The sequence below is a fragment of the Tannerella forsythia genome, from assembly GCF_001006485.1.
In the GTDB taxonomy this organism is placed as follows: Bacteria; Bacteroidota; Bacteroidia; order Bacteroidales; family Tannerellaceae; genus Tannerella; species Tannerella forsythia.
This window is the reverse complement of the sequence record NZ_JUET01000058.1, coordinates 473419-487253: the sequence shown is the minus strand read 5'-3', so window position 1 is coordinate 487253 and position 13835 is coordinate 473419. Positions and strand designations below refer to the sequence as shown.

Genomic DNA, 13835 nt, shown 5'->3' with positions numbered 1-13835 from the left:
CCGAATCATGTACCCGGCATGACAATTAACCATTAATAAATAGGGGGCGAGATCATTCAGCCCAATGCGAAGCGTTGGGGAAAAAGACATCGCATCTCGGCGGAGGGCTGTAAGCCTGACGTAACCATTGTCGTACATTTGCACATCCATTATTAATGGTAAACACCAAACAGGGGATCGCGTAATTTGGGTTTATGCGGATTCCAGAGGTGAGGGAGTTTGAGTTTCAACTTTTTCTTTTTCCCAGCTTCTCGCATATCCGACATTTTTTTTATGCGTTTTTCCGTCGGGTCGGTCGTTTTCGTTTCAGGGGCGTAAAAAAGGTAGGGCTTAGGACAAACAAGGTTTTACGGCGAGAATACTACCTGCAATGAAATGGAAGTGTGGAGATTGTCGTCTAAACGGCTTGCCGCTTGACCTTTTTGCCCGTCAGACGCCGGAACTACCTTTGCCGCTGACAACGAACAACCGATCCCGATGCGAATACATAGAATGGAACGTGGAGAGGAACACCGCAGAGGACAGAGCGAAAAAAATGAAAGGCAGTCTTCACAAATAAGACTGCCACAACAATGAACAATAAGATGAAAAATAGAATCAGCTGTCTGAATAGAGAGCCGTCAGAAAAGAAAAACGGAGAAAGTTTCGTCTTTCTCCGTAGATAGTATTACCTTTGCAATAGGTTATTCGAGTTATGCAAAGCGTTGTATATCATTGCAGAAGATAGGTCGCTAAATCATTACTTATGGCATTTTACAACTTGTCAATCAGCTGATAATCAATTGTTTAAATACGAATGATGGATTTCCGATAAAAAAACAAAAAAGATGATTTTATCACGAAAGAATCCGGAAAGATTTCACGGCAAAACATCCTGAGGCAATTAATGAAGAGTGGAGGAAACTACCCGACCATCCACTTTTTAAAGTCCGACGCGCGGTTTTTGCTCACGTAAAGGCGTTCCGGCATCTGCGCATCCAAAGAGACCAGCAAGCGACTGTCAAACCAAACGGTGATGTTCGTCACGCTCTCACGCGCAATAATGAATTGCTTGTTGGCACGGAAAAACATGTCGGGATTGAGGTGCTGCATCACGCTGTCGAGCGTTTTGGCATAGGGATAAACCTTGCCGTCTCTCAGATGCACTGTCGTATTGCTCTCGGTCGTATAAAAAAATGAGACGTCCGAGAGTGTAACCGGAACGAGCTTATCCTTCACAGGGATCAGGATTTTCTGAATGTATTTCCCCGTCGGGGTCAGTTGCGCCTGCTGAGTGACGTACTCTTGCATGCCGCGCTTCGTCAGTTTACGAAATTTCTCTATCGCGCGCCTCAAGGCTTCCGTATCGACAGGTTTCAGGATATAATCGATACTGTTAACCCGAAAGGCATCGAGCGCATACTCGTCGTACGCCGTCGTAAAAATAATGGGTGTCTCGACGGTAATCATCTGAAAAATATGGAACGCCGACCCGTCCGACAGATGGATATCCATGAATATCAGATCGGGTGCATCGTGCGTTTGCAACCATTGAACCGTCTGGCTGACACTTTCCGTCACTCCTTTCACATCAAGGCTATCATCCATCTCGCTCAGTATCCTCCTCAGATTTTCACTGGCTGCTGTTTCATCTTCAACAATTAACACATTCATGGCTTATACAATGCTTTTTTAGGTCAAGGGTAAAATAACGGTAAATATATTGTCTGTCTGCTCAATACGGATATCTTTGTGTACCATCAACCGGAAACGTGCGCTCAGGTTTGTCAGTCCGGTGCCGTTTGTGACCGGCTTTTCCAGTTTCGGATAGGTGGGGTTGGAAACGGTCAGTACCGTTTCGCCCGAATCGCTGTCGCTACGGGTGGCGATAACCATGTGTATCTTATGCTCGCTGTCGATCGCGTTATGCACTACGGCATTATCAACGAGGGGGAGAAGCGACAGCACCGGCAGTTTCATGGCCGTGGCAGACGCCTCCACCCGGATGTCAAACGTCAATTTATCGGCAAAACGGACTTCGAGCAGATAGCGGAACGAATCGAGAAAATTCAGTTCTTCGTTCAGCGTTACGAGCCCTTTCTTGTCGCTCTGCAAAATGAAGCGGAATACGTTCGAGAGCTTGTTCACAAATTCCAATGTCCGCTCTTTGTCGTCGCTTCGGATAAGATACGTCAAACCGTTGAGCGAATTAAAGAAGAAATGCGGATTGATCTGGTTAGCCAGCGCGTCGCAACGACTTTGCAGCATTTCCCTCTTCAACCGCTCAATCTCCAGCTCCTTCTCACGCTGTACCGAATACAAAGCCCCCGCGTAACCGATAAGCACACACAGTACACAGGCCACGACAAACTGAAACAACAAGTGAATGGTGAAGCAATCAACATGCTTATTGATTGATAACGAAATCAGAATATAGAGGCCATAAACCAGTGCCGTGACAGCAGCCGTCAGGAAGATACGTCGGGTAAAAGCAGGCTGTTTGATTTTTTTGATGTTGATGATCAGCAGTGCCCAGATAGTAACGCTAAAAAACAGATAGCGGAAAATGAAAAAAAGCCAGAAACCAGTCAAACTTTCAAAACACACACAATTGATTTTCACACCATTTACAAAAATCTGCATCGCCGCCCCATCTGTTCCGGCACTTTGTACAAGTCTCGGAATATCCCACGGTATCTGAGCAATATTCGGATAAATGATAAAGACACCCATTAACAGTCCGAACAGGAGCAACGCTTGTACCGATGTAATTTTTTTTATTGTAAACATGACGATATTTCTTTGTTTGCAAAGATATGAAAATATTTCGCCCGTTTTTCTAAAATGGAAGGGACGATGAACAGCCTCTTTTTCGTCTTTACCGATGTTTTTTTCGCCTTTGCCTGAAAAATCCGCCAGTTATGCTTATTTCTCTATCTTTTATGGTTCAAACCGTTACAATTCAATCTAAGCCTCACGAAGCAACCCCAAGACCGCTCTTTTTTCGTAATCACTTCCTTTTTTTTCGCGATGCTGGGAAATTGGAAACAAACGCATCCTTTTCACCCCATCTTTGCATCGCAGACAAACGACAACCGGGCCTCATCCCGATAGTCTTTGAAGAATAATAAAAAAGAATATAAACAGTAAAATGAATAGAGTTATGAAACGTTTGAGTTTGGTTGTTACAGCCTTGTTAGTAAGTGTAACCATGAGTTTTGCGGGAAACAGGCATTCGGATCAGCTTCCTGTAGTTATTGATATGACACAGTTGAGTCGCTATTTACAGTTGGATGCACAGCAAGTAAGAGAAGTAGTCGAAATAAACGATTATTTTATGGAGATGCAACAGAAAAGCTTGTCCTATTCCAATAAAGATGCGAGGGAAAAAAAGATGGAACAAGCCATCTATGGTAACCTGAAACTGATGAAGGAGACACTGACCGAAGATCAGTACAGAAGCTACCTCGGATTATTGAATCTGACGTACAATAACCGCAGCAAGAGGCTTCGTGCGGACAGCTTGCAGGAGATGTATTGGGTCAATCAAACCAATTGACCGACGAAATTAAAGATTGTGAGAAGTCCGGGCTTTCACAAGCTCGGACTTTTTGGTATCCAAGAAATTCTATCTCCCTTTCTGTACACCTCTCCTTCGCATACCCCCAATAATGGGGATTGACAAACTTATAAAAGCAACTTATTTTTGCTGTGCAAAAATAAAGGAGAAAATGAAATTATCGGACTTGCATAACGGTGAATCGGGAGTGATCGTACGCGTTACGGGGCATGGCGCTTTTCGGCGACGTATCATCGAAATGGGTTTTGTTCGCGGCCAACACGTGATGTCCGTACTCAACTCGCCGCTGAACGACCCTGTGAAGTATTCCGTGATGGGATACGAAGTATCGCTTCGCCGTAGCGAAGCAGCAATGATTGAAATCCTTACGGAAGAAGAGGCGGAGAAAGCTGCTATGGAAGAAACAAACAATACCCGTCCGAATGCCGTAGCAGGCAATGATATTGTCATCGTACACAACGGCTCCCCGTCTGTAACCCAACGTAAGAACGTCATTCGTATTGCCTTGGTGGGCAATCCGAACAGTGGTAAGACATCGCTCTTTAATATCCTTTCGGGCGGACGCGAACACGTGGGCAATTACGGCGGCGTTACGGTAGCAGCCAAGAACGGACACTTTACATACAACGGTTATAAATTTAGCATCACCGACTTACCCGGTACTTATTCACTCTCTCCCTACTCCCCGGAAGAGCGCTACGTCCGACAGCATATTTTCGATCATCAACCCGATGTCATTATCAATGTCGTATCGGCATCGAACCTTGAACGCAACCTATACCTGACGACCGAGTTGATTGACTTGAGCCAGCCCACCGTCGTTGCGCTCAATATGTACGACGAGCTTGCGACCAGCGGTGCCACACTCGATTACCATCATCTTGGTGCGATGATCGGCATCCCGATGACTCCAACGGTAGCCAAAAATGGGAAAGGACTCCATGAGTTGCTGAATAAGGTCATCGACATCTTCGAGAATCGCAGTACGATCCAGCGTCATATACAGATCAATTACGGTACGGCAATCGAGCTTGAGGTCGACAAACTCTCCCAAAAGATGCAAGCGGCCGACGAACTTCCCTATCAGTTTCCTCCCCGTTATTGGGCACTGAGGATGCTGGAAGACGACAGTGAAGCCGAACGTATGCTCAGTCACTGTGGGAATTATGCCACATGGAAAGATGCGGCACACCAGGCAAAGGCACGACTCAAACGTCAGCTGAACGATGACATTGAGACGACTGTCATTGATTTCAAATACGGCTTTATTGCCGGTGCCTTGCAGGAAGTTTATATACCCGGCAATCAGGATATACAGCGAAAGACGGGCTTTATCGACCGTCTGGTAGCCAACCGATGGTTGGGTTTCCCCATCTTCATTTTCCTGATGTGGCTCACCTTCATGACTACGTTCTGGCTCGGCGCTTTCCCACAGGAGTGGATCGAAACGGGATTCGCTCGTCTCGGCGAGTGGATTGCCTCATCCATGGCAGACGGAGCATTGAAAGATTTGCTCGTGAACGGCATCATTGGCGGAGTAGGTAGCGTGGCCGTTTTCCTACCGAACATTCTGGTCCTGTATCTTTTCATTTCATTAATGGAAGATTCGGGCTATATGGCTCGCGCGGCATTCATCATGGATCGCATCATGCACCGGATGGGATTACACGGCAAGTCATTTATCCCTTTGCTGATGGGATTCGGATGTAATGTGCCCGCCATTATGGCTACACGTACGATCGAAAGCCACAGCAGCCGGTTAATCACGATTCTGATTAACCCGTTCATGTCGTGCAGTGCCCGCCTGCCCGTTTATCTTCTGCTGGCAGGAACGTTCTTCCCGAATAGTGCAGGCACCGTACTCGTCTTGCTTTATTTCTTTGGTATCGGAGTCGCGGTGGTCACGGCACGGTTGCTTCGTTGGGGCGTATTCAAAGCCGACGAAACACCTTTTGTGATGGAGCTTCCCCCCTATCGCATGCCCACCTTGCGCGCTACGCTCAGACACATGTGGGATAAAGGCGAACAATACCTGCGAAAGATTGGCGGCGTTGTACTTGTGGCATCGGTGATCATTTGGTTTCTGAGCTATTATCCGCGTCCGTCGGCCGATGTGTCGGCCGACGTAGCAGAGACCGAAGTAGCCGCTTCACAACACTATGAAAACTCATATCTCGGACAATTAGGGAAGTTCTGCGAACCGGTCGTGCATCCGTTCGGACTAAACTGGAAAGCTGCCATTGCCCTGATCTCCGGCTCTCCGGCAAAGGAGGTGATCGTCAGCACCCTCGGCGTACTGTATCGTAATGAAGATGAAACGACGCTTTCCAATACGCTGCGCACCTCCGGCGATTTCACACCACGTTCGGCACTCGCGTTCCTCGTTTTCGTCCTGCTCTATTTCCCCTGCATCGCCTCGATTGCAGCAATTGCCAAAGAAACGGGAAGCCGGAAATGGGCGGCTTTCTCCATAATCTACAACACGGGGATCGCATGGATCGCTGCTTTTACCGTCTATCACTTGGCAGGTATATTTTTTTGAAGCATTTTCTTTATTGAAGTTTCGCAAGAAAACTTGAAACGTTTGGAGGAAGGTATAAAAAAGCACAAAGAACTCTGCACCTTACAGAAAAGGGAGTCCTATTCATCTAAAAAAGCGCTTTTAAAATCAGTAACCCAATGGCAACAAACACTCCTTTTTGCATATTTGAGTAAAAACGCTATTTTTGTGCAATTTTTTTCGTCTCAAAAGTTATAGATTATGGCTGTTTATTTAGAAGATGTATCCAGAACGTTCGGAGAATACCTGTTGATTCCCGGTCTGACAACCAAACAATGCACTCCCGCGAATGTCTCACTCAAGACACCGTTAGTGAAGCACCCTGCCGGAGAAAAATCGCTTATCGAGTTAAATATCCCGTTTGTTTCGGCTATCATGCAAGCCGTTTCCGGACCCGAATTGGCTATCGAGTTGGCTCGCAACGGAGGACTTTCATTTATCTTCGGATCGCAACCGGTGGAAAGTCAGGCGGAAATGGTTCGCAAAGTAAAGAAATTCAAGGCAGGCTTCGTTGTCAGTGACTCGAACCTGACTCCGGAACATACGCTGGCCGACGTCGTCAAGCTCGTGAAAAGTACAGGACACTCGACAATCGGCATTACGGACGACGGTACGTCGAACGGCACACTGCTCGGTATCGTCACCAGCCGCGACTACCGTACCGAAAAAGACAGCCCGGACATGAAGGTCAAAGAATTTATGACCCCATTCCCCAAACTGATTGTCGGACAATTGGGAATCACGCTGAGCGAAGCCAATCAAATCTTATGGGAGCATCGTCTCAACTCACTGCCCATTATCGATAAAGACCAGAAACTGGCCTACTTTGTCTTTCGGAAAGATTATGACAGCCATCGCAATAACCCCGACGAACTTTCGGACGAAACGAAGAAACTCCTCGTTGGCGCCGGTATCAATACGCGCGACTATAAAGAGCGAGTGCCGGCACTCGTCGAAGCAGGAGTCGACGCTCTCTGCATCGACTCATCCGACGGCTATTCCGAATGGCAACAAGAGACGTTGCAATGGATCAAGAGCCACTATGACATTCCGGTAGGCGCGGGAAATATCGTCGATGAGAAAGGCTTCCGCTATCTCGTCGATGCGGGTGCCGACTTTATCAAGGTCGGTATCGGAGGCGGTTCGATCTGTATCACCCGTGAGCAGAAGGGTATCGGACGCGGACAGGCCACAGCGCTGATCGACGTGGCTCAGGCACGCGATAGTTACTTCAAGGAAAAAGATATCTACATTCCGATTTGCAGCGATGGCGGACTGGTACATGACTACCACATGACCCTCGCTTTAGCCATGGGTGCCGACTTCCTGATGATGGGACGTTACTTCGCTCGCTTCGACGAATCGCCCACGCAGACCCTGCGTATCGGTAACAACTACGTCAAAGAATATTGGGGCGAAGGGTCGAACCGTGCCAAAAACTGGCAACGCTACGACACGGGCGGAGCCGAGACGTTGAAATTTGAGGAAGGCGTTGACAGTTACGTGCCCTATGCCGGCAAGATGAAAGACAATCTCGAGATCACGCTCGGAAAAATCAAGGCTACGATGTGCAGCTGCGGCTCTATCACACTCAAGGAACTTCAGCGCGATGCCCGGATTACGTTAGTCTCATCGACCAGCATCGTCGAAGGCGGCGCACACGACGTGATCCTCAAAGAACAAAGCTGAGAACGGTCACTTTTCGCCCATCGTTACGCACACAATGACACCGTTTCTGCAGGTCGATCATCTAACGAAGAGCTTCGGCGATCTGGTGCTCTTCAAAGACATTTCGTTTGGCATCGCACAAGGCGAAAAGGTCGGACTGATCGCTCCCAACGGGTCGGGAAAAACGACGCTGCTGCAAATCATTGCCGGAAAAGAAGGGCATGACAACGGCAGCATCGTGTTCCGAAACGACGGACAAGTGACCTGGCTGGAACAGTCGCCACGGTACCCCGACGAACTGACGGTGCTGGAAGCCTGCTTCCATTCGCCCAACCGCACCGTGCAGCTCATTGCCGAGTATGAGGCAGCCCTTGCCTCCAATGCCGATGCGGAACGAATGGAAACGCTTATCACCCGCATGGAGCAGAAGAAGGCGTGGGACTATGAACGGAAAGCGAAACAGATTCTCACCGAACTGAAAATAAGACATTTTGACCAGCCGATCGGTACCCTCTCGGGCGGACAGTTGAAACGTGTCGCACTGGCCAACGTTCTGATTACCGAACCCGATCTGCTCCTGCTCGATGAGCCAACCAACCACCTCGACCTCGAAATGGTGGAATGGCTCGAAAACCACCTCAACCGGTCATCCCTCAGCCTGCTGATGGTCACTCACGATCGTTATTTCTTAGACCGTATATGCAGCCGGATCATCGAGATTGACCAAAAATCTCTCTTTTCGTACAAAGGTAATTATGCGTATTACGTAGAGAAGAAAACAGAGCATACGGCGGCCGGCCACGCGGAACTTGCACGAGCCAATAATTTGTACAAAAAAGAATTGGAATGGATGCGGCGTCAGCCACAGGCACGCGCCGGAAAAGCGAAATACCGAATCGATGCGTTTCACGAGCTGGAAGAGAAAATCAAGCAGAAACGGGAAGCCGGAAATGTCAAGCTGAATGTCAAATCGGCCTATATCGGATCAAAAATCTTCGATGCGGTAAACGTCTGCAAACGGTTCGACGATGTGCGTATTCTGGAGAATTTCAATTACACGTTCGCACGATACGAAAAGTTGGGCATCATCGGACAGAACGGAACCGGCAAATCGACCTTCATCAAGATGCTGATTGGTGAAGTCGCTCCCGACAGCGGACATTTCGATATCGGTGAAACAGTGCGTTTCGGCTATTACAGCCAGGACGGACTGTCATTCGACGAGAACGCCAAAGTCATCGACATCGTACACAACATCGCTGAACACCTGACTCTTGGCGACGGAAAAACACTGACGGCATCGCAGTTCCTCGGACATTTTCTTTTCCCTCCGGAGAAACAGCATAACTATGTGTATAAACTCAGCGGAGGCGAGAAACGAAGATTGTATCTCTGCACCATCCTGATGCGTAACCCGAACTTTCTGGTGCTCGACGAGCCGACGAACGACTTCGACATCGCCACGCTGAACGTCCTCGAAGAATATTTGCGTAGCTTCAAAGGCTGCGTGATCGTCGTCTCGCACGACCGCTACTTCATGGATAAGGTCGTCGATCACGTGCTTATCTTCCACGGCAATGCCGAGATTCAAGACTTCCCCGGCAACTACACCCAATATCGCGAATGGAAGGAAGAAAAACTGCGCCGCGAACGCGAGGAGGCCGAAGCATCCCCGAAGCAGGGAGCGGGAACAGAAACTTCGGCACAACGTCAGCGGACGAATGACAAGCGTCGGCTCTCATACAAGGAACGGATGGAGCTGGAAACACTGGAAAAAGAGATCGAAGCCCTGGAGGCCGAAAAACAAACGCTGGAAAATGCGTTATGTAGCGGCACGCTCTCCGTCGAGGAGCTGACCGAGAAATCGAAACGTCTCCCTCTACTCAACAACGAGCTTGACGAAAAATCGATGCGCTGGCTCGAACTAAGCGAAATCGAAGGATAACGCGCCTATTTGTCCGAGAGATAGTCGATCATTTTTAGAATCGCCCGCCGACAGACCGGACAGAAAGGATGATAATCACGCATCATGCAATGTACCATTGGACGGTAAACACCTTTAGCGACATAGCCTCCGCCTTCATATACTCCCGGTCTTGCTTCATTTTCAGCAACAGGCGTGGGGACAGGGGTCTTTTCAGATAACAAATCCTTCCATTTGGAGTCAAAATTTACCAGCGTAGTGATATTGGGCTCCCACGGCTCAAGTTTCACATTGTAAAAATTACCATATGCCACCTCCGATTCGAAATATTCGTCGGCCAGACCGGCAAAACTGTGCCCCAGCTCATGAACAAACACTTTCGCCGTGCGCTCATGATCGGCCGTCCCCATCGCATAGTAGTTATAGATGCCCCCACCGCCATAATCGGATGAGTTGACAAGGATAAAAATCGCATCGCAAGGTACGTTCCATAACGCATCACGGATCGATTTCATATCGGAAGTAGTCAGGTAACGATCCAGACCGAATGTATAAAAGCCCGAACCAAAAGCCGTATTCCGATAGATACCTTTACCGGACAGATCCGTACCCGACTCTTCGGAGGGTACATCAACCGCCCACACATTGAAATCCGAGCGGCGGGCATCGTAAGGAGGGATAGTAAACAGCAACTCCATAAAACGCCGTGCATCAGCTTCGAACTTACCCATTTCAGCTTCCGTATATCCCTCGGGAAGAAACACAAAATCGACTTTTTCCGCCATATCACCCTCGTCTTGCAGACGCCTGACCGGATGATTCTTCAATGCTCCCCGATCGATAAAAATACTCTGCGGATCGACTTCGATTTTCAGTAGCGGATAAAAGCGGTTATCAGCTTTATCGCGTGCCGACAATTCTATCTCAACGGGCTGTTTGGGATACGGCATGGAGAAACTGTTCGTCCACGATTGCTGTTGATTCTTTGCCTGCTCCGTCGTACGCCACTCCTCAAACAGCGTATTGAACCCTCGACTGTATATCAATTGCTTTGTCGCCCGGTCATAGACCTTGACATAATATCCGCCATAACCGAACGGATCAACCAAATTCTTCCTCGGACCACCCCACACAGGCTCCTCACGAAGTTGCTGCAATGCCGCACGCTGTTCCTGTGCATCACCGCTAAGAGCAAAGTCCACACGCAGGCGCTTGGCCTCGAAATATTTTTCAAACCCATCTTGTGAAAAAGCAGTCAGACTGCAAAGAGCCAGCCCGATCATGGCGGCAACGTTACATACCCATGTTTTCATCTTTATGTTATTCATGTTCATGTCATACGTTCGAAAAGAGACATTCTTTGTTGTGAGAATAACTTTTATCGGAAAACAAAAAACTTTTTCTGCAACCTCAAACAACTCTTACGAATCAAGAAGAAGATAAGTAAATTTTCTAACGCATGCAAGCATTTGGACAACTCACTGTTTCCCAAATGCTTGCTTTTTTTATAAAGTTAAAAGTCTGCTAATTTATGAAATTACACAAATAGCAGTCAAGTTTTATTCGCACACTTTGCGAGCCCCGTCGCCGATCACAACGTCGTATACTTTCGGACTGCGGTTATATTTGGCGCGATAAGCCTCTTTGGCTTTCGTAACGAACGGTTCGTACAATTCATCTTTTACCATATTGATCGTACAACCGCCGAAGCCACCACCCATCACACGCGAACCGGTTACACCATACTCATGGGCCATGTTATTAAGGAAATCCAACTCCTCACAGCTTACCTCGTAAAGTTTGCTCATGCCCTCATGCGTTTCGTACATTTTCTTTCCGACCGTCTCGTAATCGCCTTTTTCGAGTGCGTCGCAAACATCAAGTACACGCTGAATCTCTTCAATCACGTATTCCGCACGTATATAGTCTTCATCACTCACTTTTCCTTTCACGGCATTAAGCTGATCGAGTGTGGCGTCACGCAGAAATTCTACGCCGATGGCACGTGCCACGTTTTCGCACGACTCGCGACGTTTGTTATAGGCCGAAGATGCAAGCTCGTGTTTCACGACCGTGTCGAGCAAAACGAGTTTGTACCCTTTCGGATCGAACGGGAAATATTGATACTCAAGCGAACGACAGTCAAGACGCATCAGACTGCCGGCCTTTCCGAAGATCGAGGCAAACTGATCCATGATCCCACATTTCACACCACAGTAGTTATGTTCCGTAGCTTGTCCTATTTTAGCCAGTTCAAACTTGTCGATACCCAAATTGAACATATCGTTCAACGCATACGCGTACACACTCTCCAAAGCAGCCGACGATGACATCCCCGCGCCCAACGGTACATCCCCCGCAAACGCGGTATTAAAACCTTCGAGCTTTCCGCCCCGCTTAATGATCTCGCGACATACACCATAGATATAGCGTGCCCAGCTTGTACGCGGCGCATCGGCCTCTTCAAAGCCAAACTCCACATAGTCTTTCATATCGATTGAATAGGCACGTACCTTATTCGTACCGTTTCGTTTCAACTCAGCCATCATGACCTTGTCGATCGCACCGGGGAATACGAAACCGCCGTTGTAGTCGGTATGTTCGCCAATAAGGTTAATACGTCCCGGAGACGCATATACGGTGCCGGTAGTGCCGTCGAAATGTTTGATAAACCGGCTTCTTACATGTTCTACTTCCATACTGTTAATCCGTTATTATATGATAAAAAATTTACCGCCTCGTCCTTTGACAGGATGAAGCGGCACTTGTCTATATTAATTCACAGGAATATCCTTGTTTACATTCTTGCAACCGATCAGTGCATAGTAGAGGAGGTAAATCAGTCCGGCTACAATTACCCAGTAGCTGGCCATATACCCTATACCATCTTTCATATCCACAATTGCATTTTGCAACAACGGGAGAATACCTCCACCGCAAACCATCACCATAAAAATACCGGAGGCTTTTTCGGTGTATTTGCCTAACCCTTCTACAGCCAGATTGAAGATACCTCCCCACATTACGGAGGTACATAAACCGATCAACACCAATAAAGCTGCACTTACAGGAACTTGCACTAGTCCAAACAGCCCGCTGGCATCATTCTTGAATACAGGCAGATTAATCAACGAGCTGACAGGGGCAAACATGGCCACAAGCGTAAGCACTAATCCTAATCCCGAAGCGACGAGTAACATACTCTTAGCCGATACTTTGCTACCGATCGCCGCCCCGAGCAAACGACCGACAAGCATCAACAACCAGTACGTCGCGGTTACAGACCCGGCAATCGCTTCGGCATTCCCCATGCCACCTAATTGCAACACATCTAAATCAGGGTTTTGAAGCCATTTGTTCAATATGTTCGGGATACCTACTTCAACACCGACATATACGAAAATACCTACCGCACCGAGTATGAAGTGACGGAAAGATAGCGGACTGTATTGAGAAGATTCGGAAGATACTTGTTGTTCTTTATCTTTTTCAGGAATAGCTGTCAGCGCAATCACTAAAAAGGCAAAGGCAAAAATAGCCAGCGCCGCATACATGAGGGGAAACACGTTGCTGATTTGGGCGTTTTTGATTCCTTCCGGAATAAGGATACCTGTCAGAATAATCACAGCCGTACCGCACAACGAATTGAATGAGCCGCCGATCTGAATCAATTGGTTTCCTTTATTACCTCCTCCTCCGAGTGAGTTCAGCATCGGGTTTACTACCGTATTCAGCAAACACATGGAAAAACCTGCGATAAATGCACCCAGCAGATACACGCCAAAGCTTTCCATTGTGCCCGAAAGAGTCTGAATGCCTACACCGGCAAAGCCGATAGAAATCGCAATTAAGGCTGTCTTCTTATACCCAAATTTTTGCAACAGGTTACCAGCAGGATATCCCATCACGGCATAAGCAATAAAGTTGGCAAATACCCCTAATGTACCCATCCAATTGGGCACATTGAACTGAAACTTCAAGATGTCTCCCATCGGAGAGGCAAGGTTCGTTACGAATGAAATCATACCGAACAGGAAAATCATTACGATAATTGGTAATGTGTAATTCTTTTTGTCACTCATAATTCATAGTTCTTTTTAATTTTTTATTAATCTATTATTTTA

General features: G+C 47.6%; 9 protein-coding genes. 4 read left to right on the top strand and 5 right to left on the bottom strand.

What is annotated here, in order from left to right; genetic code table 11:
* Positions 1-903: 903 nt before the first annotated feature.
* Positions 904-1653 carry a LytR/AlgR family response regulator transcription factor gene (locus Tanf_RS05015; RefSeq protein WP_014225368.1) on the bottom strand — a complete coding sequence of 250 codons (750 nt, stop codon included), beginning with the start codon at positions 1651-1653 and terminating at the stop codon, positions 904-906.
* Between the two features lie 18 nt (positions 1654-1671).
* Positions 1672-2769 carry a sensor histidine kinase gene (locus tag Tanf_RS05010; protein ID WP_014225367.1) on the bottom strand — a complete coding sequence of 366 codons (1098 nt, stop codon included), beginning with the start codon at positions 2767-2769 and terminating at the stop codon, positions 1672-1674.
* 373 nt (positions 2770-3142) lie between these two features.
* Here Tanf_RS05010 and Tanf_RS05000 point away from each other — a divergent pair, with 373 nt between their 5' ends.
* The 4 genes from Tanf_RS05000 to Tanf_RS04985 all read left to right on the top strand — a co-directional run bounded on the left by Tanf_RS05000 (position 3143) and on the right by Tanf_RS04985 (position 9732).
* On the top strand, positions 3143-3538 hold the full coding sequence (locus Tanf_RS05000; protein WP_046825124.1) for a hypothetical protein: 396 nt from the start codon (positions 3143-3145) through the stop codon (positions 3536-3538).
* Positions 3539-3710: 172 nt separating this feature from the next.
* The gene (gene feoB, locus Tanf_RS04995; protein ID WP_046825080.1) at positions 3711-6101 is read left to right on the top strand and encodes a ferrous iron transport protein B; all 2391 of its coding nucleotides are present in this window, start codon (positions 3711-3713) and stop codon (positions 6099-6101) included.
* A gap of 219 nt (positions 6102-6320) precedes the next feature.
* Positions 6321-7808, top strand: coding sequence for an IMP dehydrogenase (locus Tanf_RS04990; protein WP_046825079.1), 1488 nt, complete (start codon positions 6321-6323; stop codon positions 7806-7808).
* Between the two features lie 34 nt (positions 7809-7842).
* Positions 7843-9732, top strand: a complete 1890-nt coding sequence (locus tag Tanf_RS04985; protein WP_046825078.1) for an ABC-F family ATP-binding cassette domain-containing protein — start codon at positions 7843-7845, stop codon at positions 9730-9732.
* 5 nt (positions 9733-9737) lie between these two features.
* Here Tanf_RS04985 and Tanf_RS04980 read toward each other — a convergent pair whose 3' ends face one another.
* From Tanf_RS04980 to Tanf_RS04970, 3 genes are all read right to left on the bottom strand, one after another.
* Positions 9738-11024 (bottom strand): M64 family metallopeptidase, encoded by a 1287-nt coding sequence (locus tag Tanf_RS04980; protein WP_041591249.1) that lies wholly within the window; start codon positions 11022-11024, stop codon positions 9738-9740.
* 246 nt (positions 11025-11270) lie between these two features.
* On the bottom strand, positions 11271-12410 hold the full coding sequence (gene galK / locus Tanf_RS04975; RefSeq protein WP_046825077.1) for a galactokinase: 1140 nt from the start codon (positions 12408-12410) through the stop codon (positions 11271-11273).
* 75 nt (positions 12411-12485) lie between these two features.
* Complete coding sequence (locus tag Tanf_RS04970; protein WP_014225360.1) at positions 12486-13793, bottom strand: MFS transporter; 1308 nt, start codon at positions 13791-13793, stop codon at positions 12486-12488.
* Positions 13794-13835: the final 42 nt, after the last annotated feature.

Coding starts and splice junctions, on each gene's coding strand:
- Tanf_RS05015 (WP_014225368.1), bottom strand. CDS start 1,653: ATGAATGTGTTAATTGTTGAAGATGAAACAGCAGCCAGTGAAAATCTG.
- Tanf_RS05010 (WP_014225367.1), bottom strand. CDS start 2,769: ATGTTTACAATAAAAAAAATTACATCGGTACAAGCGTTGCTCCTGTTC.
- Tanf_RS05000 (WP_046825124.1), top strand. CDS start 3,143: ATGAAACGTTTGAGTTTGGTTGTTACAGCCTTGTTAGTAAGTGTAACC.
- feoB (WP_046825080.1), top strand. CDS start 3,711: ATGAAATTATCGGACTTGCATAACGGTGAATCGGGAGTGATCGTACGC.
- Tanf_RS04990 (WP_046825079.1), top strand. CDS start 6,321: ATGGCTGTTTATTTAGAAGATGTATCCAGAACGTTCGGAGAATACCTG.
- Tanf_RS04985 (WP_046825078.1), top strand. CDS start 7,843: ATGACACCGTTTCTGCAGGTCGATCATCTAACGAAGAGCTTCGGCGAT.
- Tanf_RS04980 (WP_041591249.1), bottom strand. CDS start 11,024: ATGAAAACATGGGTATGTAACGTTGCCGCCATGATCGGGCTGGCTCTT.
- galK (WP_046825077.1), bottom strand. CDS start 12,410: ATGGAAGTAGAACATGTAAGAAGCCGGTTTATCAAACATTTCGACGGC.
- Tanf_RS04970 (WP_014225360.1), bottom strand. CDS start 13,793: ATGAGTGACAAAAAGAATTACACATTACCAATTATCGTAATGATTTTC.